At 36.8% G+C, this 23381-nt stretch carries 19 protein-coding genes; 8 read left to right on the plus strand and 11 right to left on the minus strand.

Translation table 11 applies throughout. The features are described from left to right. Position 1: 1 nt before the first annotated feature. On the minus strand, positions 2-1033 hold the full coding sequence (locus ACQY77_RS01890) for a ligase-associated DNA damage response exonuclease (RefSeq protein WP_421939683.1): 1032 nt from the start codon (positions 1031-1033) through the stop codon (positions 2-4). 183 nt (positions 1034-1216) lie between these two features. Between ACQY77_RS01890 and ACQY77_RS01895 the strand changes: the two genes are divergently transcribed. Both ACQY77_RS01895 and ACQY77_RS01900 read left to right on the plus strand, forming a co-directional pair. Further along, a complete protein-coding gene (locus ACQY77_RS01895; protein ID WP_428430117.1) occupies positions 1217-1822 on the plus strand; it encodes a hypothetical protein in 606 nt (201 codons plus the stop codon). Continuing rightward, positions 1822-2532, plus strand: a complete 711-nt coding sequence (locus tag ACQY77_RS01900; protein ID WP_421939681.1) for a DUF3307 domain-containing protein — start codon at positions 1822-1824, stop codon at positions 2530-2532. Before ACQY77_RS01895 ends, ACQY77_RS01900 begins: the two co-directional genes overlap by 1 nt. Before the next feature lie 31 nt (positions 2533-2563). Here ACQY77_RS01900 and ACQY77_RS01905 read toward each other — a convergent pair whose 3' ends face one another. The 7 genes from ACQY77_RS01905 to ACQY77_RS01935 form a co-directional block, all read right to left on the minus strand. Then, positions 2564-4732, minus strand: coding sequence for a S9 family peptidase (locus ACQY77_RS01905; RefSeq protein ID WP_421939680.1), 2169 nt, complete (start codon positions 4730-4732; stop codon positions 2564-2566). Positions 4733-4824: 92 nt separating this feature from the next. Continuing rightward, on the minus strand, positions 4825-5505 hold the full coding sequence (locus tag ACQY77_RS01910) for a DUF4412 domain-containing protein (protein WP_421939679.1): 681 nt from the start codon (positions 5503-5505) through the stop codon (positions 4825-4827). Between the two features lie 20 nt (positions 5506-5525). After that, positions 5526-6302, minus strand: coding sequence for an enoyl-CoA hydratase/isomerase family protein (locus tag ACQY77_RS01915; RefSeq protein ID WP_421939678.1), 777 nt, complete (start codon positions 6300-6302; stop codon positions 5526-5528). A gap of 2 nt (positions 6303-6304) precedes the next feature. Further along, entirely contained in the window at positions 6305-8392 is a 2088-nt protein-coding gene (locus tag ACQY77_RS01920; protein WP_421939677.1) for a ComEC/Rec2 family competence protein, read from the minus strand. A gap of 2 nt (positions 8393-8394) precedes the next feature. Continuing rightward, positions 8395-10422 (minus strand): ComEA family DNA-binding protein, encoded by a 2028-nt coding sequence (locus ACQY77_RS01925; protein ID WP_421939676.1) that lies wholly within the window; start codon positions 10420-10422, stop codon positions 8395-8397. Continuing rightward, on the minus strand, positions 10412-11212 hold the full coding sequence (locus ACQY77_RS01930) for a hypothetical protein (RefSeq protein ID WP_421939675.1): 801 nt from the start codon (positions 11210-11212) through the stop codon (positions 10412-10414). The genes ACQY77_RS01925 and ACQY77_RS01930 overlap by 11 nt, the downstream gene beginning before the upstream one ends. Before the next feature lie 159 nt (positions 11213-11371). Further along, positions 11372-11707 carry a MerR family transcriptional regulator gene (locus ACQY77_RS01935; RefSeq protein WP_090885267.1) on the minus strand — a complete coding sequence of 112 codons (336 nt, stop codon included), beginning with the start codon at positions 11705-11707 and terminating at the stop codon, positions 11372-11374. A 116-nt stretch (positions 11708-11823) separates the two neighbouring features. On the opposite strand from ACQY77_RS01935, the gene alaS reads away from it, so the two are divergent. Further along, positions 11824-14439 carry an alanine--tRNA ligase gene (alaS, locus tag ACQY77_RS01940; RefSeq protein WP_421939674.1) on the plus strand — a complete coding sequence of 872 codons (2616 nt, stop codon included), beginning with the start codon at positions 11824-11826 and terminating at the stop codon, positions 14437-14439. 55 nt (positions 14440-14494) lie between these two features. On the opposite strand, the gene ACQY77_RS01945 is transcribed toward alaS, so the two are convergent. Together ACQY77_RS01945 and ACQY77_RS01950 are read right to left on the minus strand one after the other, a co-directional pair. Next, on the minus strand, positions 14495-14995 hold the full coding sequence (locus ACQY77_RS01945; protein ID WP_421939673.1) for a hypothetical protein: 501 nt from the start codon (positions 14993-14995) through the stop codon (positions 14495-14497). A 118-nt stretch (positions 14996-15113) separates the two neighbouring features. Next, a complete protein-coding gene (locus ACQY77_RS01950; RefSeq protein WP_421939672.1) occupies positions 15114-15617 on the minus strand; it encodes a hypothetical protein in 504 nt (167 codons plus the stop codon). Between the two features lie 139 nt (positions 15618-15756). On the opposite strand from ACQY77_RS01950, the gene gatB reads away from it, so the two are divergent. The 5 genes from gatB to ACQY77_RS01975 all read left to right on the plus strand — a co-directional run bounded on the left by gatB (position 15757) and on the right by ACQY77_RS01975 (position 21890). Beyond that, entirely contained in the window at positions 15757-17214 is a 1458-nt protein-coding gene (gatB, locus tag ACQY77_RS01955; RefSeq protein WP_421939671.1) for an Asp-tRNA(Asn)/Glu-tRNA(Gln) amidotransferase subunit GatB, read from the plus strand. Between the two features lie 53 nt (positions 17215-17267). Next, a complete protein-coding gene (locus tag ACQY77_RS01960) occupies positions 17268-18380 on the plus strand; it encodes a redoxin domain-containing protein (protein WP_421939670.1) in 1113 nt (370 codons plus the stop codon). A gap of 103 nt (positions 18381-18483) precedes the next feature. Beyond that, positions 18484-19173 carry a response regulator transcription factor gene (locus tag ACQY77_RS01965; RefSeq protein WP_421939669.1) on the plus strand — a complete coding sequence of 230 codons (690 nt, stop codon included), beginning with the start codon at positions 18484-18486 and terminating at the stop codon, positions 19171-19173. A gap of 133 nt (positions 19174-19306) precedes the next feature. Beyond that, positions 19307-20029: an RluA family pseudouridine synthase gene (locus ACQY77_RS01970; RefSeq protein WP_421939668.1), complete on the plus strand. Its 723-nt coding sequence runs from the start codon at positions 19307-19309 to the stop codon at positions 20027-20029. Positions 20030-20099: 70 nt separating this feature from the next. Continuing rightward, positions 20100-21890 carry a chloride channel protein gene (locus tag ACQY77_RS01975; RefSeq protein WP_421939667.1) on the plus strand — a complete coding sequence of 597 codons (1791 nt, stop codon included), beginning with the start codon at positions 20100-20102 and terminating at the stop codon, positions 21888-21890. 68 nt (positions 21891-21958) lie between these two features. Here ACQY77_RS01975 and ACQY77_RS01980 read toward each other — a convergent pair whose 3' ends face one another. Beyond that, positions 21959-23362 carry a sigma-54-dependent transcriptional regulator gene (locus ACQY77_RS01980; protein ID WP_421939666.1) on the minus strand — a complete coding sequence of 468 codons (1404 nt, stop codon included), beginning with the start codon at positions 23360-23362 and terminating at the stop codon, positions 21959-21961. Positions 23363-23381: the final 19 nt, after the last annotated feature.

The following is a 23381-nucleotide window of genomic DNA, read 5'->3' on the forward strand; positions in this document are numbered from 1 at the left end:
ATTAAGATTTATTTATTTGCTCTTCAGCAAGATCCACTTTACTTTCTTCATCATCCTCTTGCCCGAATTTCGTTGTTACTTCTACAGATGACAATCCATTTTCATTGAGATAGCGACTAAAGGCTGCTGTAAAACCATGAGTAACATATACTTTTTCTGCCCCGGTAGCATTTATCGCATCCAGGAGTCCTGGCCAATCGGCATGATCACTCAAAGCAAATCCTGCATCAGCACTTTGCCATCGCCGGTGTGCCCGAACCTGCATCCATCCAGAACAGATTCCTGTAACCGGATGATTCAGGCTTTTAATCCACCTGCTATCCCTCATTGCCGGAGGAACAATCAAAATTCCTTTTTGCAATTCATCCTTTGTATGCTCAGGTCTGATCCTTATCGTTTCAGGGAGATCTACACCTGCATTAATAATCACCTCGTTCAGGTTCGCTATACTATTGTGAACATATATGGGTACATTCCCGGCTAAATTCTTAATCAGGCGTTGTGCCTTGCCCAGGCTATAGGCTATTAGTACACTTGTCTTTTGTTGTCCAATATTCGCATTTACCCAATCTTTTATTCCATTGAACACTACGTCTTGTTTTTGCCATTTATAAACCGGGAGGCCAAATGTACTCTCCGAAACAAAGCTATGGCACTTTACCGGTTCAAATGGATCAGCAATGCCGTCAGCTTCGACTTTATAATCACCAGAAACAACACAAACCTCTCCTTTATATTCTAAACGTACCTGTGCAGAACCAATAATATGTCCGGCAGGAAAAAATGAAATATCCACACCATTTCTGGAGATATGCTCGCCATAGTTGAGGGTCTCAACAGCAAGATCCTCACTTATTCTTCGCTTAATAATAGGTTTAGTGAGGGTTTGACAGAGATAGTTTTTGTTTCCAAACCGGACATGATCGCTATGTCCATGTGTAGTTATGGCATAATCAACCGGCCACCAGGGATCTATATAAAAATCGCCTTGCTTACAATAAATGCCTCTTTTGGTAAATTCAATTAATGCCATGCTTAATGAACAAATAAATTAGCTTATAAGTTTTGACATCTTATCGGGTAATCACCCGATAACCATATTTATCGGCTAAAAAGCCGATATTTTAAAATATCGTTCAATTAACCGATAATTAGAATTATCGGTTAAAAAGCCGATAATATTTGGAAGTTTGCTGAATTAATTCGATATTGTATAATGGTTTGTATCATTACAGGAGATATTGTAGGTTCAAGGAAACTAAAAGAAACTTGGTTGGAAGCCTTAAAAGCAGCGCTAAAAAATGTATCTGACAACAATTGGGAGATATATCGGGGCGATAGTTTTCAATTGGAAGTCAAAGCAGCAGATGCACTCAAAAGTGCCATCTATATAAAAGCATGTATCAGAACCAATAAGGCAGCTGATGTGAGAATGGGAATAGGTTTGGGCGAAATAAAAACTAAACGGGCAAAGCTTAGCGAGGCAAGTGGTGAAGTTTTTGTTAACTCGGGTATTGCCTTTGATGGTTTAAAGCAAGCTAAAGTAAACCTCTCTATCAAAACAGATTTCCCTCAATTTGATGAAGAGATTAACATTCTAATTAAACTTTCTTTAATTGCCATGGACAGTTGGGGAGTAGCGACCGCTGAAGTGGTTAAGCATGCTTTAGAACATGAAAATATATTACAGAGTGAGTTAGCGGCTATTTCGGGAAGAACACAATCTTCTGTAAGTGAGGCATTAAAACGGGCACACTTTTCAGAAATCATGGAAATGGATAAATTATATCGTAAAAAATTAAATCAATTATTGTCAGTATAATGGATATCTACCTTGTTAAACTTATTCTTGCGCATTTAATAGGAGACTTTTTCTTACAGCCTAATTCCTGGGTAAAAGATAAAGAACAAAAGAAGTTAAAATCCTGGAAGCTGTATCTTCATGTGGGAATCCACATTGTTTTAATTTTCTTAATCTTTTTTGACTTTTCGATCTGGAAGGTTGCGCTTTCAATAGGAGGGATCCACCTCGTAATAGATGCATTGAAGATCCTGCTTCAAAACAATAAAAACACAAGGATTTTATTTTTTATAGACCAGGTACTTCATTTTATCACAATTGTAGTGATATGGCACTTTGCGTACAAGGGAAGGATTAACATCAGTTACATTAACGAGATCAATACCTGGATTATCGTTTCAGGATTGGTATTTCTAACCATGCCTACATCCATTGTTATGCGTGTAATCATTGCCAAGTGGCTTCCTCCAAATCAATCGCAAACACCGCAATCGCTCCAAAATGCTGGTAAATACATTGGAATACTGGAGCGTGCACTGATTTTCTTATTTATACTTACCAATCATTTTGAAGCAGTAGGATTTCTGCTTGGAGCCAAATCTATCTTTCGTTTTGGTGACCTGACTAAAGCTCATGATATCAAATTAACAGAATATGTACTTATCGGAACATTATTAAGCTTTGGTATTGCCATAGCTGTAGCTATGTTTTGCCAAAACTTAATTGCATAAAAAAAGCAGCCCAAAGGCTGCTTTTTAAATTTTATTTTGCTCCAGGAGGGCAATTGTCTCTTAAGAATTTGGTAAAGGTTAAAGCTAAATGCTCACTGGTACCTTCACCTTCAGAAATACTGTGTGTTCTATTCGGATAACTCATTAATTGAAAAACCTTCTTATTTTTTATCAATTCATTAATCAACATTTCTGCATTTTGATAATGTACATTATCATCACCAGTACCATGAATATAGAGGAGATTTCCCTTTAAATTTTTAGCATGTGTAACCGGAGACCCCTTTACATAGGCTTCTTTACTTGGAAATGGTGTACCCATGTAGCGTTCCTGATAAATATTATCATAAGTCAGCTGGTTTCCAACCGCAGCAATTGCAATACCTGTTTTGTAGATTTCAGGATATTGGAACATTAAATTTAAAGTAGAAGAACCTCCTCCGCTCCATCCCCAAACAGCAACACGATCTTTATCCATAAAAGCGTGAGTAGCCAATAATTTCTTAGTAGCCATCGCCTGATCACGAACGTTCAACACACCGATATTCTTATAAATGCCTTTACGCCATGCACTACCTTTTGGCACCGGAGCACCTCTGTTATCCATCGAGATATAGATATAACCATCTTTAGGCATATCGCCTGCATATAAAAAGTTTTTGCCTGCGCTATAAACATCGGTAGCAGTCGGAGAAGCCGGTTCACCATAAACATAAAATACTACCGGATATTTCTTATTTGGATTAAAATTATCAGGTTTTTTCATCCAACCATCTAATTCAACACCATCTTCAGTGGTTACCTTAAAAAATTCTACTTTGTTCTTGGGCGCTTCTTGCTTAGCCAGCTGACTGGTAATGCTTCCATCCATCGTTAATGGATTACCACTGGCAAAATTCATCCATTCAGATACGGGTCTTACTACCGAACTATTGTAATTATGGATAGCAAAAGCTGCATTCGGAGAAATATCATAATTGTGTGTACCAGGTAACACAGATGGTGTAACCTGCTCTAATTTTCCTTTCCCATCTAACTTTGTTTTAAAAAGATACTTCTGGGTAGCATTTGTTGGTGAAGCCAAAAAATAAACCTGATTATTTTTCACATCAATTAACTTCACATCAATCACATCATAGTTACCCTTTGTAACCAAAGTTTCTTTTTTTCCGTCAATACTGATTCTATACAAATGACTCCAGCCATCTTTATCAGATAAAATGGTAAACTCCTTGTTATCATTTAACCATTTCCACTCATCTTGCGCATCAATCCAGGCTTTAGCTTTTTCGGTGTACACCGCTTTGGCTGCGCCAGTACCTGCATCACAGATAAATACGATGCTTTCATTTTGCTCACGGTTTAATTGCTGCAAAATGATTTGATTACTGTTTGGAACCCACTGCATTCTTGGAATGTAATGCTGAATATTATCGCCAGGAACGTTTAACCAACTGGTTTGTGCGGTAGCCACATTAACCACTCCAACTTTACAGGCTGAAGGGTTTTCACCTACTTTGGGATATTCAACAGGAATAGTATAAGGATAAATAGAATCCGTATTATTTATCATCAGAAAGTTCTTGATTTTCGTGGCATCAATTTGCCAGTAAGCGATGGATTTTCCATCAGGACTCCACCTAAAGCCATCTCTGCAATCAAATTCTTCTTCATAAACCCAATCAAAAGTACCATTGATCATTCTGTCGGTACCATTTGTTGTTAAGGCCTTTGCATTACTTCCGTCTACATTTTCTACATATAGATTGTGTTTACTTACATAAGCCACTTTGCTGCCATCAGGCGATAGCTTGGCAAACATTAAAGAAGATACAGGCTTGTCTTTACCAATTTGTGTCAATTTATTGGTTGTCAAATCTGCCAACCAGTAATCACCACGGGTATCATAACGCCAAACTTTCTTGGTGTTGGTGTAAATCAGTGCTTTGGTTCCGTCTTCAGATAGCTGGAAACTGCGAACGGCAAGAGCATTACTGCTACCTGTGGGGGTTAATAAAGATCGTGTAATAATGGTTTTACGTTCGTTTTTAGGTAGCGTAACTGAAACAATTTCACCTCCTGCATTTTGATAATAGCCATTGCCATCTTTGGTCCAGTTAATTCCCTGGGCATTTGCCTTTGAAAATCCGCATATTAAAATGCATCCCAAAGACAATCTGATAAGTAATTTTTTAATCATAAATAATAAGTATAAAAAAAGCTTTTTAACTTTTGGCTAATTTAATAAAATGCCAGCAGTTAAAAAGCTTTCAGGTATTTATTGGAATTGAATTATTCTCCGCCGCCCATTGACATTAAAGCTTGCATGGTAGTTTCTTCATATCCTGCAGGAACAGCAATTGAAATAGCACCCACTTTAGCATCAGATACGGCCTTTAAAGTGGTTGTAGTTAAAATACCTCTTTGTGTCATGGTATATTTAACCGGAAAAGCATTTAATCCTGGAAAGTAATTTTGAGCACCAACATTTGGAAGATCTAAATCCTTGGTAGCCCACAGTTCTAAAGCGGCACCTTTATCATCTTTGAAAGTATACTTCTCTGCATTGTAACCCGCAATGGTTTGTTTCTCACCAGTAGCTTTAAAATCAGAATATTTAGGTAATTCACCCATAGCTTTGGCCACATCTTCTTTAGATTGTTTTACAGCATACTGCTTTTGAGCTACAGGAACATCTACTAAAATTAATCCTGTTTTTTCATTGTTGTCTGAAATAATACCAATAAGTGCAGGCCCTTGTTCCATTTCAATTTTGGTTAAGCCATTATTGAATTTAACTTTTAGCTCTGCAGGTGGCTCCATGCCGCCCATTTGCGATTTTTGCTCATCAGTTAATTTATATTCCAGACCATAGGTTAACGTACCTTCAGATATTTTCTTTTGGGCATGGGCAATAATAGCACTACCCACTAAAATTAAAGCTATAAAGCTAGTTTTGATTGATTTGAACATGATATGATGTTTAGTTTTTGTTACCAATTAATTTTTTCCTTATTCAGAAAAGAAGCAATTCCTTTTTTGAAATCGCTGCTATCTCTCGCTAATGCATTTATCTGAGCAGCAGTTTCCAAACTTTTCTCTAAGGTAGGGTTTATAGTTTGCGAAATAAGCTGTTTAGTAACCATCAATGAATTTCCTGAACTTTCTCTACACAAACTTAATGCAAATTCTGTTACTTTTTGATCGATTTCATTGTCCTTTGTTACAAAATTTATCAAATTATATTTTAAAGCTTGCTCTGCATTGAATGTTTTTCCAGTCAGCAAAATCTCTTTCGCAATAGCTTCATTAACCTTTTGCATTAAAAAGCAGGAAACCAATGCTGGAACAAATCCAATCTTAACCTCTGTATAACCAAAATTACTTTCGGGTGTTGCAAATATGATATCACAAATTGTAGCTAAGCCACAACCACCGGCTATAGCATGTCCTTCAACCTGGGCAATGACTATTTTGGGTAGGTAATAAATAGTGGTAAAAAGTTTTTTTAACCGGTTGGTATCCGCAACGTTTTCTTCAAACGAATTGTGCTGTAGTTGTTGCAGGTATTCCAAATCTGCACCAGCACTAAAAGCGTCACCATTGGCTTTAAGTACAATAACCTTTACCAAATCGTCTTCTGCCGATCGGATAAATGCTTCTGTTAAGTCTGAAATCAACTGAGGATTTAACGCATTCCGTTTTTCCGGTCTATTAAGGGTTATCTTTGCAATCCTATCCTGTACCTCATACAAAACCAAGCTTTCCATATTTAAGGGGTTAATTCTACCAAATATGCTTTATTTTTCTTTAATATATGCGTGTCCAGATGATTATTTTCTGCAAAGGTTTTAAACTGCTTTATCCGATAATCCCTGTTTGTTGCATCGATAAGAATTGTTTTATATTTCAGGTTAACAGGAAGTTTATCCAAATTAAACCGGGTATTCTGATGAAGCCATATAGCTGAAAAATCTCCTTCCAGATCTATTTTCCTGTAATTCAAACACTGATCAATTAGTAATATTTTATAGCCATAAAAAACGAGTTGCTGATTTTTTAATATGATTTCTTTTGAGATAATCTCTCTATCTAAAGCTAATAAATGAACATCAGTAATCTGGGCCTGATCCAGGGCAGGTTTAATAAAAAACAGATAATTTTTATCCGCCATTTTTAAGTCGGTTAGGAGGAAAGCTGTTCTTCCTTTTATAAATGCCGCGGCATAGTTTCTCCGCAAGCTGAAGAATATAATCCTGTGCTGATTTACAGCCTTTAAATTACTGTTAACGATAGAAGCTTGATAAAATATGAGGCAGACTAAGGATGCATAAATCCACATCTTATTCAAATGAACCAATCCGTATGTGATAAAAGATAGCGATAAACTCAACAGCAAAAATTCGGTAAAGCTTATCCAAACTGACGAAACAGTAGAAAATGGAAGATCAGCAATCCCTTGTAAAACATTATTCGTATGCGTGATGATCCATGTTAAGATCGGTGCAAAAAATCCCATACCAGGAATTAAGATGATAATTCCCAAATACATCATGGCTATAAGAGGCAGGGTAATGATTAAATTAGCCAATAAAAAGTAAACCGGAAACTGGTGAAAATAGTATAAGCTAAGTGGAAAACTAACGATTTGAGCTGCCAGGGAAAGGGCAATAAATTGCCAGATCTTGTCTATCCACTTATGCCTGATGAAAAACCAATGATATATCTTTGGCTGTAAATAAAGTAAGCCAAAAACAGCAAGATAGGAGAGTTGGAATCCTACATCCCATAATAGAAAAGGATCGTATACGAGTTGTATAAAAGCAGAGAAAGCAAGAATGTTGTAACTATTACTATCCTTAGCAAAAGTTTTACTCACTATGAATGCGGTTATCATAATGGCAGACCGTGTAACGGATGGTGATAATCCGGTAATTATTGCGTAAGTCCAAATCAGCAAACTAATTAGCACCAACTTTAACAAGCCTGACTTTTGACCCTTTCTCATGAAGGAAAATAAAAAGTTGATAACAGCATAAATAATAGCCACGTGTGCACCGGAAACTGATAAGGCATGGATTGTACCTGTTTTTGCATAGGTATCCAATGTTTCATTACTTAAATCTGCCCGATAACCGAGAATTAGCGTTGAAGCTACTGCAAACGCTTCATCACCCCTGATTAGCTTTTTATACTTATTAATCTGGTCTTTTCGTACTTTTAAAGCCAGCTGTAATAGGGGATTACCCTTGTTTTTATGGGTTTTAATTGCCTGCTGTTGGAGAACAAATGCTTGCAGATATACATTTTGTGATGCAAGCCAGGCTTTAAAATCAAATTCACCAGGATTATAAGGTGGTTCAACTGGTAACACTGAACAAGAAATAATTAGCTCATCACCATATTGAAGTTGCAAAGGATGAAGGGCGTCTAATTTTAAAGCAATAAGTAAATTACCCGAAACCGCTTTGAATCCACCTTGTTGGTGCCCGGCTGTTACTACACTTTTAAAACGAACAATATTATTGGTTTCCTGCGGTTCTTCTGCAACCCAGATTTTGAGTGTTCTATAACGCTCATTACCAAAATAGTTCGGCTGGATACCCTGACTGTTATATAGACATAGGGAAGCACCAAATAAAAAGAAAAAGAAAATGAAGATGGTTCCAATAAGCCCTTTATGCCTATTTAAACCATATGGAGTATAGTAGAAATTCAGGCCAATCAAAACAAACAAGCTTATCAAACCTGCCGTACTGCACAAATGAAATACTAACTTCGACTGGAAAAAATAGGCAACTCCAATACCGGTCACTAAGGGCAAAAGAATACGGGCAAATAGATATTCGGCTTTAAACATGATTAAAACTGATATCTTAACTGAAACTTTAGATCAGTTTTTTTACTACCTTCAATTTCATCCAGATATGTCCCAACTGTCTGCACATCTCTATACCTGAACATCGCATATCTGACCCAGGCATCAAGCCGATCATTTAGCTTATACTTTAAATTAAGATAGGATCGAAATCCCTTACCGCTATATACACCGAACGCAAAACTATATAGTACGTCATCTTCATAGGCATAAATCCTACTGTTATAACCTGCCGTACTGAAATATGCGAATCTTATATTACCCGAAAATTTACTGAAAAGCGGAGGGAAGTTGATATCCTGATAAGCTAAATAACCAAATTCTCTAGGTTGAATTCCTTTTTTAAATTGCGAAACTTCTAAACGGTTTTGAAATTTCCATTGCTTATTGATTTGCCAATTGAATTCCAGGCGATAGTTTTCCTTTCTTATCTGATCAAGAAAGTTTAAAGGTACCTCGAGGTCCGTATTCTGTTGTTTAATTTCTGATTTATAGCGAAGTATAGCTTTAAATGCTTTGCCAGGCGTATATTTGATTTGCCCTAAAATTTCATAGCCCTTTGAGGGCGCGTCTACCCGATACTTCAGCCATGGAAACTTAAAATAATCTGCATAAAAGGAAATATGCCACACTTTATTCGGAACAACATTTAAGCCTGTATACAGCCCATCTTCATTAATGGCTTCAGTATTTTCTGATGTCGCCTGGTTAAAAAAGGAATGATAATCCTTGTTGTAATTTCTATAAAATACCGCACATGAAATCGTTCTCGATAAACTCAGCAGTGCACCGCTATTAAAAGCGAAGCCATTTCTAATTGATTTAGCCCCTTCACCAAAAAGATAAATGTTTTGGAAAGAGTAGTTATAAAATAAACCCAGATTTGTTAATGATTGCCCGGTAAAACTGAAATGATCATAAACAGAAGACTGACTTATAAAGCTATTGCTAAAATTAGTATGATAAGCAATGCCTCCAATACTGAATTCACCCTTGTTATATTGAAATACAGAACCCAATACCAATTGACTTAATGAGTTTTTATTTTTAATCTCTGTAGGTGTGCGATGTAAACCTGTTTGGTTAATAGTAGATTGAACCAGATTGCTATCAGCATCAAAACTTTGACTGGCATCCAATTTTCTTAAAGAAACAAAAGGGGTAATCTCAATATTCTTATAAAATATAGTCGCAGCCGTGCCCCTAAAAAATGCGTATTCATTGGATGAAGTATAAGGACGCAGTCCCAGGTCTTTTTTAGCCACAGATGTTACATCAGGGGCTTTCCCAAATGAAAATCCAGACCACAGCGTTAGGCCTTGACCAAACTGCATGGTATAATCGCCTAGTATTAGTTTTTTTATTCTTCCCACTTTGAAGAGGGCAATGCTACCAGAATAAAAATCAAATGGCTTGCTGAAAAACTTTTCTCCTGCGTCTTTATCTAAGGTAAGTGATGCTGCAAGCCGGTCATCATAATGATAACGATACCGCAATTGAAACCTATCTGGTGTTCCCAGATACTTGTTTCCTGGCAAATCTTCAAATCCTTTAAGTTTTTGAAGTGTTCTCGCATAACGAAGAAACAGATTGTTTTCGCCGTTCTTATATATTTTTTTATCCTTAAGTTCTGCAAGCGTTAAATTTTGACCCACGGTTACAAAAGGAAGCAGCTGCTCAATAATTTCTACAGTGAAGCCATCTACAGCCTGTAATTCCAATACATCTAGCAACTTTCCATTTTCTTTAAGGTGATTGAATAAATTACTGATTTGCAATGGTGAAAGGAAAACCAAACGCTTCAATTCATCTTCTGTGGTTTGATTTAAATTAATCGGATGCTTTTTAAACCGATCTAATACTTCCGTTAATTCAGTTAAATCATAGTCTTCAGAAAGGTTTTCAGCTATGCTTTCCACTATATCACGAATATCTGCCTCTTCATGATTCTGGGCATATGCTATGGAAGCTGAAATCCACAAACATAAAATAGTTAGGATTTTAAAACGCATAGCTAATACCCATTTGTGGTGAATAACCTAAATTTGGATCATAAACAGTTGCCATTTCCAGCAAGAATTGTTTATAGTTTAATCCAAATCCTCCATATTGCTTAAATGGACAAATTGATATACCGCCTCTTAGACTAAATGCCCTTGCAAACTTATAATCTATGCCAATGCTGGCATCTACAGGTTGTTTAAGTATTTTACTAATTGTTGCTGCTACCAAAACCTTCTCGGTAGGTTGATAGCTTGAACCTATACTAAAAACTGTGGGTATATTACTTTTTAGTGCTTCATTGGTATATTGTTGTTGAGCAATATTAATTACGCTTGCGCCGACAGCAACTTCCTTTAACAATTTATAATAGACACCTACATCTAAAGAGAAGCCCGTAATATGCCCGTAACCAGTTATTTTCAATTGATGATAATTCGCATTAAGCCCTAATGAAAAATCCGGACTGAATTTTTTAGCATATCCAAAACCAATTTTTGATTCCTTGTATTCAGAAAATCCGTAAGCCTGAAAACTTGCAGCTATAAGATTGTTGTTGAACGGCAAGACAGCTGCAAAAGCTTGGCTGCTAATTTCGTTACTAAAAAAGTGCTTGAGATAGGCTATCGCGATAATTGCAGATTTCAGATCCTGACCAGCGGCAGGGTTTGCCTGAATACTCCAAACATCGGATACTGCTATAGCATTCTTTCCGATTGCTGTAGACCGAGAACCCAAATTGTTTTGGGCAAATAAAAATTGAGGAATAAGGGAGATAAACAATACATACCATACTTTCATAAAAGGGCGTTAAACCAGTTAAAAAAAATAGGGTGATTATTGTTTGATTATTCTAATGTAATAAAATTATCCAATACACAAATGGTTTGTATTAAAATAGTATTGAGAACACAGTTGTGAGAATGACAGCTTGGGCTAATTTACTATCCGGCTTGATGCTTACAGCTCTTGAGAAATATTCAATAAAAACGACTTCAGCTTTTCTAACGAATCAATAATCTTTTGATTCTCTTTAACATCAGATTTATTATTCTTCAAATGCTCTTTAGCACCTTTGAGGGTAAAACCTTTTTCATCAACCAGATTAAAAATAATTTTTAAATTCTCTATATCTTCAGGAGTAAAAAGCCTGTTGCCTTTCTTATTCTTTTTAGGTTGAAGGATGTCAAATTCTTTTTCGTAAAACCTGATTTGTGAGGCGTTTACATTAAACATTTCGGTCACTTCGCCCATGGTATAATACATTTTATTGATATCTCTTTCTTTGTACGGCATATAGTAGGCTTGATTATGAGTGTATTACATCGATTAATTAAAGTATTCAAATGTAGTTCGATTTTTCCTTATTAACGCAATAAAATTTTAATTTTGTTCCTCCAATTAATAACGTAATGACAGCAAAAGAGATAAGACAGGCATTCCTCGGTTTTTTTGAATCTAAACAACATCACATTGTTCCTTCTGCACCTATTGTGGTGAAGAACGATCCTACTTTAATGTTTACCAATGCTGGTATGAACCAGTTTAAAGACCTGTTCTTAGGCGAGGCTGCAATTAAATATGCGCGTGTGGCCGATACTCAACGCTGCTTACGTGTTTCAGGAAAACATAATGATTTAGAAGAAGTAGGTATTGATACCTATCACCATACCATGTTCGAGATGCTGGGCAACTGGAGCTTTGGCGATTATTTCAAAAAAGAAGCCATTGCCTGGAGCTGGGAGCTTTTAACAGAGGTTTATAAAATACCTAAAGAAAAGCTTTATGTTACTTACTTTGAAGGTGATGAAAAAGAGGGGCTGGCAAAAGATCAGGAGGCTTACGATCTCTGGAAACAATATGTAGATGAAAGTCACATCCTTCCAGGTAACAAAAAGGATAATTTCTGGGAAATGGGCGATACCGGACCATGTGGACCGTGTTCTGAAATCCATGTAGATTGTCGTACTGATGAAGAAAAAGCATTGGTAAACGGCGCGACACTGGTAAATGCAGATCATCCTCAGGTGATTGAAATCTGGAACAATGTATTTATGCAGTTTAATCGCTTAAAAGATAGTTCCTTGCAAAGCCTTCCGGCAAAACACGTAGATACAGGAATGGGTTTTGAACGTCTGGTTCGTGTATTACAGGATAAAACCTCGAATTATGACACAGATGTTTTCCAACCACTTATTCAATTTATAGCTGAAAAATCGGGCATTAAATATGGTGCCGATGAGAAAACGGATATTGCAATGCGAGTAATGGCCGATCACATCCGTGCCATTTCATTTGTAATAGCTGACGGACAACTGCCATCCAATAATAAAGCCGGATATGTGATCCGCAGGATTTTACGTCGTGCTGTACGCTATGCATATACCTTTTTAAATTTTAAAGAACCATTTTTAAACCAGTTAGTTCCATTATTGTCCGAACAATTTAAGGGTGTATTCGATGACTTAATTTCACAACAGGATTTTGTTCAGAAAGTAATTTTAGAAGAAGAAGTTGCTTTTTTAAGAACATTATCTACGGGTATTCAAAGATTTGAAAAATATCAGGCTAATCATAATGTTATTGAAGGAAACTTTGCATTTGAACTCTCAGATACCTTCGGATTTCCTATCGACTTAACCGAATTAATGGCCAAGGAAAAGGGATGGATAGTAGATTTAGCAGGCTATGAGCTGGCGCTTAAAAAACAAAAAGACGATAGTCGTGCAGCTACAGCAATTGATACAAGTGACTGGATTATTGTGAACGCTGATGACCAGAGTGAATTTGTAGGTTATGATGACTTAGAAATTGAGACTGAAATTTTAAAATACCGCAAAGTAAAAGCAAAGGGTAAAGAGCAATATCAGATCGTACTTAGACAAACACCTTTTTACGCTGAAAGTGGGGGCCAGGTTGGCGACACAGGTCGTTTAGAAGATCATAGTCGCCAGTTTTGGGTAGATATTACCGATACTAAAAAGGAAAACGGTTTAACGGTGCACTTTACCGATATACTGCCTGATAACCTGGAAGGCAAATTCTGGGCTGTAGTAGATGAGGATAAACGTATCTTAACAGAAGACAACCATTCGGCTACACACTTACTTCATGCCGCACTTAAAAAGGTATTGGGTAATCACGTTAATCAAAAGGGTTCACTGGTAAATGCCGACTATCTGAGATTTGATTTTTCTCATTTCTCTAAAGTAACAGATGAGGAGTTAGCCGAAATAGAAGTAATGGTTAACCAAAAAATCAGGGCAAATATTAGGCTAAAAGAACAACGCAACGTGCCTTATCAGGATGCTATTGATAGTGGTGTTACTGCACTCTTTGGGGAGAAATATGGCGATTTTGTTCGTATGATTACTTTTGACGATCATTTCTCTAAAGAACTTTGCGGTGGAACCCATGTAAAAGCAACCGGTCAAATTGGTTCGTTTAAAATCATTTCAGAAAGTGCAGTTGCAGCTGGTGTTCGCCGTATTGAAGCGATTACTGCGGATAAAGCAGAACAATTTTTCCTTGACCAGCGCAAAGAGCTTGCCCAATTAAAAACGCTTCTTAACGGAAGTAAAGATTTAGCTGCTTCTGTCCAAACACTTTTAGAAGAAAATGCTAAGCTCAAAAAAGAGATCGAAAAGTCAACCAACGAGCGCGTAGAGAATCTGAAACATGAAATCGTTCACCATGTAAGAGGAATAAGAGGCTTTAATTTAATTGCAAGACATATTGATTTACCTAATGCAGAAGCGGTTAAAAACCTGGCTTTCTCATTAAAAAGTATGATCGACAATTTAGTTTTGGTATTTACTTCTGAGATTGATGGAAAACCGAGCATTACCGTAATGCTTTCTGAACATTTAGTAAAAGATAAAGGTTTAAATGCATCTAATATCGTACGAGAATTAGCAAAGGAAATTCAGGGTGGTGGAGGTGGCCAGCCTTTTTACGCTACAGCAGGAGGGAAGAATGGGGCTGGATTAAAAGCTGTTCTGGAAAAAGCAGAAACATTTATCCCTTAAATCAATAAAAGAATAAGACATAAAAAAAGAGGCTAATCGCCTCTTTTTTTATGTCTTAATGTCTTCCTCTACCATGTCCGTGACCCCTGTCATGACCTCGTCCGCCACCATAACTAAAATGACGATCTGATCTTCCGTGGCCTTTATAGCCGTAAAGCATTGCAGGCCCCCGGTTGCTTCCATAAGAAGAACGGATTACACGGTGGTTAGAATAGTTATTTGAGTATCTAACTCTGTGGGTGTTATAACTGCGATAAGGACTATTGCCATACATCACAATCTTTCTACCGTGATGAAGATCGTAGCCTCTGTATCTCGCAGGTAAATATCTTGACCTCGTCCATCGATTTCCACTTAAAAAAACAAATTGTCTTTGAGGTACGTAGTAATACGATTGAACTTCTGGTAAGTAATAGTAATCTACACTTTGGTAACCTACCGGTACCCAGGAAGGCTGAGCCCCTATATTAACATTGATACTAACTTGAGCGCTTGATTGATTAGATGTTAAAGCTACGATACCTAAAATCGCAGAGATGATAAATAACTTTTTCATAATCGTATTAATTTGTGTGTGTTTTTAAGAATTCAAACGCTGTGCCAAAAAAACTATTGTATCAAAAATAAAATAGGAGATGTTTTTTGCATCTCCTGTTTTCAAATCATTTAAGTGGTTATTTATGCTTGCCTTTACCGTTTCCATGGCCATTTCCATTGTTACCTTTGCCATATATCTTTTTGGCTTGTCCTGGAGGCATACCATGCGGATGGCCTTTTACAACATAATATTTACTTTCCCTGCTATCACGTATAACCAGTTGTTTCTTTCCGTTTCCTTTAAATTTGGCATATTTAACACGATCATTGTTAAAGTTCAAATAAGGTTTAGGAGAATTGATTACCACTTTATAGCCATTGTACAGATCATAATTACCATAACGGGATGGTAAGCTGTTGGCAAAAACCCAATCGTTACCGTTCAGATATACAAACTGTTTCTTGGGTACATAATAGTAACTCTCTACATCAGGAAGATAATAATAATCTACGTGATCATATCCGGTGGGTCCCCAGAGCGGTTGGGAACCAATATTAATATTCACATTTACCTGTGCTTTAGCACTTAAGCCCAGCAACGACATCATGGTTACTGTAACTGCAAAAAATAATCTTTTCATAAGGTCATTTAAGTTAAAAATTGTGTGTTTGTTTATAGATATTCATTTTACGTGCCAGTTTAATTGCAGCTGTCTGTTTTAACAGTATTTAACTATCTTTGCTTTATTATATATTAAAATTGAAGCACATCCATTAAATATGAGTTTAGGTACATCCGAGAACAAATACGAACTCGTTTCTGGCCTGGAGATACATGTCCAGCTAAATACGAACACCAAAATCTTTTCTGCAGATAGTGCATCTTTTGGAGCTTTACCTAATCAAAATATTTCTACAGTATCTCTGGCATTGCCAGGAGCCTTGCCTAAATTAAACAAGGAAGTTGTAGCAAAGGCTGTACGTATTGGTCTGGCTTTAAATTGCAGCATTAATCAAACGAATCATTTTGATCGTAAAAATTATTTCTATGCCGATCTTCCTAAGGGATATCAGATTACTCAGGATAATCAACCCATTTGCGTTAATGGGTATTTAGAAATTGAACTTTCAGACGGCAGTACCAAGAAAATTGGGATTAACCGCATTCACTTAGAAGAGGATGCAGGCAAGAGCATCCACGATCAGGATGATAATTACTCGCTGGTAGATTTAAACAGGGCAGGTGTTCCTTTGATTGAGATTGTAACCGAGCCCGATATCAGAAGTGCCGAAGAAGCTTCTGTGCTCTTAGCTGAGATTCGTAAACTGGTAAGGCATCTTAATGTAAGTGATGGAAACATGGAAGAGGGTAGTTTGCGTTGTGATGCAAATATATCGATCCGCAAACATGGCGAAACTGCATTTGGAACAAGATGCGAAGTGAAGAACCTGAATTCTATGCGCAATGTAAGAAGGGCTGTAGAGTTTGAATTTGGCAGACAGGCCGGAGTTATTGACGCAGGAGGCAAGATTATTCAAAGTACACTAAACTTTGATGCTGAAAAGGGAACAACTTCTCCAATGCGTACAAAAGAGGAAGCCAACGATTATCGTTATTTCTCAGATCCCGACTTACAACCTATCTTTATTTCTGATGATTGGCTTGCAGAGATCAAATCAGCGATGCCAGCCTTACCGAATGAAATTGCTAAGCGAATGATAGCCGAGTTTAATATCAGCAAAGCTGACGCAACATTATTTGCAGAAGACCTGGATTTGTTAAGTTATTTTAATCAGGCCTTACCATTAGTAACCAATAAAAAGACGTTAATTAACTGGTTGATAGGACCGCTTAGAGCACTGTTAAACGAAAAAAACGTTGCTATAGCTGATTATGAAGTAAAACCTGCTCAGCTGGCAGAGACCATCAATCTGGTTGACCAGAAAAAGCTCACACAACAAATTGCTATTCAGCAACTTCTACCTGAACTGGAGAAAAACAGTTCTGCTAAAGCAACCGATCTTGCACAATCGTTAAACCTTTTAATATCTGATAATGGCGATGAGCTGAGTAGTTTTATTGAAGAAGTTTTAAATAAATACCCTCAACAAGTTGAAGCCTATAAAAAAGGAAAGAAGGGTGTTTTGGGCTTATTCGTTGGTGATGTTATGAAGCTTGCCAAAGGGAAAGCAGATGCCAAGAAATTAAATGAACTGATACTCGATAAACTGAAATAAGGAACGGTAGTATTTCAAAATACTGCATGATCCAACCCTAAAACAATAAACACATGAAATTGAAATCATTAAGCCTGATATTACTCGTTGCTGTAGCCTTTACGGCTTGCAAACCCAAAGATAGTTTTGTAATTGATGGAAAATTTGAAAACCCTGGAACAGAGAAAAAAGTGTTTCTGTATGGCATGCAAAATAGCAACATGGTGGCTATCGATTCTACAAATTTATCTGAAAAGGGAGAATTTAAGTTTATTCGTAAAACACCTTCTGTAGACTTTTTCAGGGTTTCGGCAGGTAATCATGAATTCATGCTCATTGCTAAGAATGGCGATCAAATAAAGCTTGAAGCCGATTTAGCAGATAAAGCACTTGCTTATAAAATATCTGGTGCAAACGAAGTAGAGAAATTATCAGAACTTAATACAATTAGAAATGACTTCGCTAAACAAGCGGAGAAACTGCAAGGAGAATTTGAATCTAAAGTAGCCAGCCAACCTCAAAACAGAGCTGCAATTTTAGAGCAAATGAAACCTCAATATGAATCATACATTAACCAATTGAATGATAAAATCTTAAAGTTTGCAAAAGATAACAAAGGCACTTTAGCCAGTTTCTATGCCATGAATACTTTAAGTCCACAGGAATTTGAGGCAGAACTGGTTCAATTTAGCGACGAAATTAAAGAGGAGATTAAAGGTAATGCAACTGTAGATACATTTGTTAAACAAATGGCTTTATTAAAGGCAGTACAGGTAGGTCAACCAGCGCCAGCGTTTACCATTAACACAGCAGAAGGCAAACCTGTAAGCTTATCAGATTACAAAGGTAAATATGTACTGGTAGATTTCTGGGCTTCATGGTGTCAACCATGCCGTCAGGAAAACCCGAATGTGGTTAAGGTTTACAATAAATATAAAACAAAAAATTTCGATATTTTAGGTATTTCATTAGATACAGATAAAGCAGCATGGTTAGGTGCAGTTAAAGCGGATGGATTAACCTGGACGCATACCAGTGAGTTGAAGGATTTTAATGGGGAAACGGTTAGAAAATATCAGGTTCAGGCCATTCCTACCTCTTACTTAATCGATCCCAATGGTAAAATTGCAGCAAAAAACCTGCGTGGTGACCAGCTAGATGCCTTTCTAGCCAAAACGTTACGCTAAAACAAAATAAATGTTAAACTAATCTAATCGGTTAACAATTTCTTAACTTAGCCTTAACCCATAATTACATCATAGACATTACTTTCGTAACAAATATTTAACTATGAACAACGCAGGTCAAAAAATTTTAATAGTCGATGATGAACCAGATATCCTGGAATTAATAGAGTACAATCTAAAGAAAGAAGGATACCAGGTATTTTTAGCGTCAAATGGCCAGGAAGGAATCAGTGTTGCGAAGAAAGTTCATCCTGATCTGATTATTTTAGATATTATGATGCCTAAAATGGACGGGATAGAGGCTTGCAGACTGATGAGAGCAATCCCTGAATTTAAAAATACTTTTATGGTATTTTTAACGGCCAGAAGCGAAGAGTACTCAGAAATAGCAGGCTTTAATGTGGGTGCTGATGATTACATAGCGAAACCTATTAAACCAAGGGCCTTGGTAAGTCGTATCAATGCCATTTTACGCAGAAATACAGGAACTGAAGAGGTATCTGAAAATAAATTAGAAATTGGCGATTTAGTAATTGATAGGGAAGCTTATTTAGTATTTCAGGCTGGTCAGAAAGTGATTTTAGCTAAAAAAGAATTCGAACTTTTATATCTGTTAGCCTCTAAACCAGGTAAAGTTTATACCCGCGAATCTATCCTTAAAAACATATGGGAAGACTCTGTTGTGGTAACCAATAGAACTATTGATGTACACATTAGAAAATTGCGTGAGAAATTAGGAGAGACTTATGTATCTACGGTTAAAGGCGTAGGTTATAAGTTTGAATTGTCTTAATAATCAATAAATAAAAGAAAATGCCTCATGAATCTATTCTTGAGGCATTTTTCTTTTGGGGATATCTGACACAAATGACCTACTATCTAATAAAATAAATTGTATTTTTGCAGCTCATTAATCACATTACGTATTGAAATTCCCAAATTTTAAAGATCTTATCCTTTTTGAAGACAACGATTATATAGTTGTAAATAAACCACCATTTTTAGCTTCCTTGGATGAGCGTTCTGCTCCTGGTGAAATTAATGTGCTCAGATTAGCCAGACAATATACTGAAGATGCGCAAGTGTGTCACCGCTTAGACAAGGAAACCTCCGGTGCTTTAATTATTGCTAAAAACGCTGAGGCATATCGCAATGCTTCTATCCAGTTTGAAAAGAGAAAAGTAAATAAAACCTATCATGCAGTGGTTGATGGACACGTGATTTTTGATAATCTGATGGTAGATCTTCCCATTTTAAATGCAGGAAATAAAAACGTAACCATTGACAGGGCAGAGGGTAAAAGAGCTGAAACCATTTTCAATTCATTAAAGTATTATAAACATTATACTTTAGTGGAGTGCAAGCCAATTACCGGAAGAATGCACCAGATTCGCATCCATTTAGCCACACAGAAAGCAGCTATTGTTGGAGATGATATGTATCGGGGAAAACCGGTATTTCTTTCAGGAATTAAACGGGGTTTTAAATTAACCAAAGGTGAAGAAGAACAGCCCATTATGAAGCGTTTTGCACTCCATGCCAAACAACTGGTGTTTAAAGGCTTAGATGGAAATGATATTTTAATTGAGGCGCCATATCCTAAGGATTTTGCTACATTAATTAAGCTTTTGGATAAATTTGATGCTTAAAAGATACCCGTTAAGGCAACAATTTTGATTTAAACAACTAAATTATCCGCCTCCAGTTAAACTCAAAAATATGTATATCCGATTTGTAAACTATCTGGATAAGATTAACCGGTACAGGAAATCTAAAATCTCAAACCGCAATTTCCTAATTATACTGGCTGTAGTAGTTGGAATTCTTGCCGGGCTTGCTGCAGCAGTGCTTAAAAGCCTTACCCACCATATAGAGGAGTTTCTACAATCAGACTGGCACTGGAAATACAAGTATTACCTGTACCTGTTTTTTCCCCTCATTGGTATTTTTCTTACTGTTTTATATATCAAATATTTTATCAGAAGAAACAAGTTCGAGACAGGTCTGACCCCTTTACTTTACGCCATTTCAAAAAAATCGAGCAGGGTTGAGGCCCATAATATTTATTCGCAGGTAATTACCGCTGCCGTTACAGTTGGTTTTGGTGGCTCAACCGGTTTAGAAGCACCAATAGTTACCAGCGGTTCGGCTATTGGTTCAAATCTGGGCAGGATGTTAGGTCTTTCATACCGAGAAATTACCATGCTTGTAGCATGTGGTGCTGCTGCAGGTATTGCTGGTGCTTTTAGTAGTCCCATTGCTGGGATTGTGTTCGCTATCGAAATTCTTCTACCTGAATTTAGCATACCAGCATTTATACCTTTGTTACTTTCGGCTGCGACTGCAACTGTTGTTGCCAGGCTTTTCTATACCCAGCAACTGTTTTTTTTAGTAACTGAAGGTTGGAAAATTAATGCATTGTTTTATTACGTAATCCTTGCCTTGTTAATTGGATTATTCTCTATCTATTTTACAAAGGCTAATTATGCCGTAAAGGGTTTCTTTTATAAAATAAAACATCCATACACTAAAGTGATTGTTGGAGGCTTATTGTTGGGTGGTATGGTTTTCCTTTTCCCAACTTTATATGGTGAGGGATACATTACCATAAAAGGACTTTTAAAGGGCGACTATCTTACGGTGATTAATAACAGCATATTTTCAGATTACAACCAAATCCCTGCACTGGTAATCCTTTTTACAGTGGTAACGATTTTCGCAAAATCAGTTGCTACCCTGGTAACATTAGGAGCCGGAGGGAATGGGGGCACATTTGCACCAAGTTTAATTATGGGTGGTTTAATTGGATTTATATTTTCTTATGCAGTCAATCTATCCGGAATTGCCCAGCTAAACACCTCAAACTTTATTGTCGCAGGAATGGCGGCCGCATTGAGTGCTATTATGCATGCACCATTAACAGGCATCTTCCTGATTGCAGAAATTACAGGTGGGTACATACTTATGGTTCCGCTAATGATTACTTCAGCAATTTCATACGCTTGTAATAGAGGCGTTCAAAAACATTCTATTTATACTAAAGCGCTAGCAGATAAAGGAGAGTTATTATCACATGAAGATAAAGATACTACAGTGCTTGCCCAGATGAAGTTGAAATACTTAATTGACAAGAACCATATTCAACTGCAAATGAATGACATCCTGTTTCATAAGATGAATGAAATTTTAAAATCACGTAAAAATATTTGTTCAGTTACGGATGAGACAGGTGATTTTAAAGGAATAATTTATGTAGAGGAAATTTTCAGTAAAATGCTGGATGTTACAGAAAGAACTTACATTACCGCACAACATCTGGTACAAACTGCTCCGACAATGGTTTACGAAACAGATGACCTAAAAGCTGTGTTGGAGAAGATGGAACAGCATAATATCTGGTTAGTTCCGGTAGTAAATGATCAGAATATTTATCAGGGCTTTATTTCAAAAGCCGCAATATTTAATAAGTACAGGGCACTTTTGATGCGCCATGCAGACTACATGAATTAACCGTATTCAATAAAAAAAGGGTTGGCAGTACAAATTTGCCAACCCTTTTTTATTAACCTAATTGAGTTTTATTCAGCTCTTTTTAAACCAAACTTCTCTATTTTACTGTATAAATGGCTTCTCTGAATATCAATTTCATCAGCCGTTTTAGAGACATTCCAATTGTTTTTCTCTAATTTGAATTTAATAAACTCACGTTCTGCATGATCTTTATAATCCTGAAAGTTATTGAAACTATCAAATGTTGAAGAGAGACTTGAGCCTCCTGACTGTGCAATTTGAGACGCGCTTGCTGAACCTATATTTGTTCCTCCGCCAGGATTGGCAAATGCCCTTACATCGTGCTCGGTGATAACTTTATCACTTAAAATAATTAAACGTTCAATCATATTATGCAGTTCTCTAACATTACCTGTCCAGGGCAAAGCTTGTAACGCTGTCATTCCTGCATCGTTAATTTTCTTAACTGGCATGCCATAATCACCACAAATACTTTCTAAAAAGTTTTGTGCAATTACGGGGATATCATCTACACGCTCAGTTAAATGTGGTACATGAATGTTGATTACATTTAACCGATGGTACAAGTCCATACGGAAATTACCTTCTTCAATTTCCTTTAATAAATCCTTATTCGTAGCCGCAAGTACACGCACATTAACATCAATTTCCTTTTCACCACCTACCCGGGTTATTTTATGTTCCTGTAAAGCTCTTAACACCTTGGCTTGTGCAGAGAGGCTCATATCGCCAATCTCATCTAAAAACAAAGTTCCGCCGTTGGCCAGTTCAAACTTCCCGATACGTTGCTTCACTGCCGAAGTAAATGATCCCTTTTCATGCCCGAACAACTCGCTCTCAATTAATTCAGAAGGAATAGCAGCACAGTTCACTTCAATTAGCGGACTCTCTGAACGATTCGATTTTTCATGTAACCAACGGGCTACCAATTCTTTACCACTACCGTTTGCACCTGTAATCAATACTCTTGCATCAGTAGGTGCTACACGTTCTATTGTTTCTTTAATTTTAGAGATACTTTCAGATTCGCCCAAAATCTCTCTGGTTTTACTTGCTTTACGTTTTAAAACTTTGGTTTCCGTAACTAAAGTTCCTCTATCCAGCGCATTTCGAACCGTAATCAATAAACGATTCAAATCAGGTGGTTTGGAAATAAAATCAAACGCTCCCTTTTTACTTGCTTCTATAGCCGTTTCTACTGTACCGTGCCCCGAAATCATGATAAAAGGAAGATCTGGTTTGATTAACTGTGCCTGTTCAAGCACCTCTAAACCGTCCATTTTGTTCATTTTGATATCACAAAGCACCAAATCAAAGTTGTCTTTTTTGATCAACTCCAACCCGTCAATACCATTATCGATATCTTCCACATCGTAATTTTCGTATTCCAGGATTTCGCGAAGGGTACTTCTTATCGCCCGCTCATCATCAATTATTAATAGTTTGGCCATTAGTTTATCAGATTCTAAT

It is taken from the genome of Pedobacter sp. (assembly GCF_965279535.1).
Classification (GTDB): domain Bacteria; phylum Bacteroidota; class Bacteroidia; order Sphingobacteriales; family Sphingobacteriaceae; genus Pedobacter.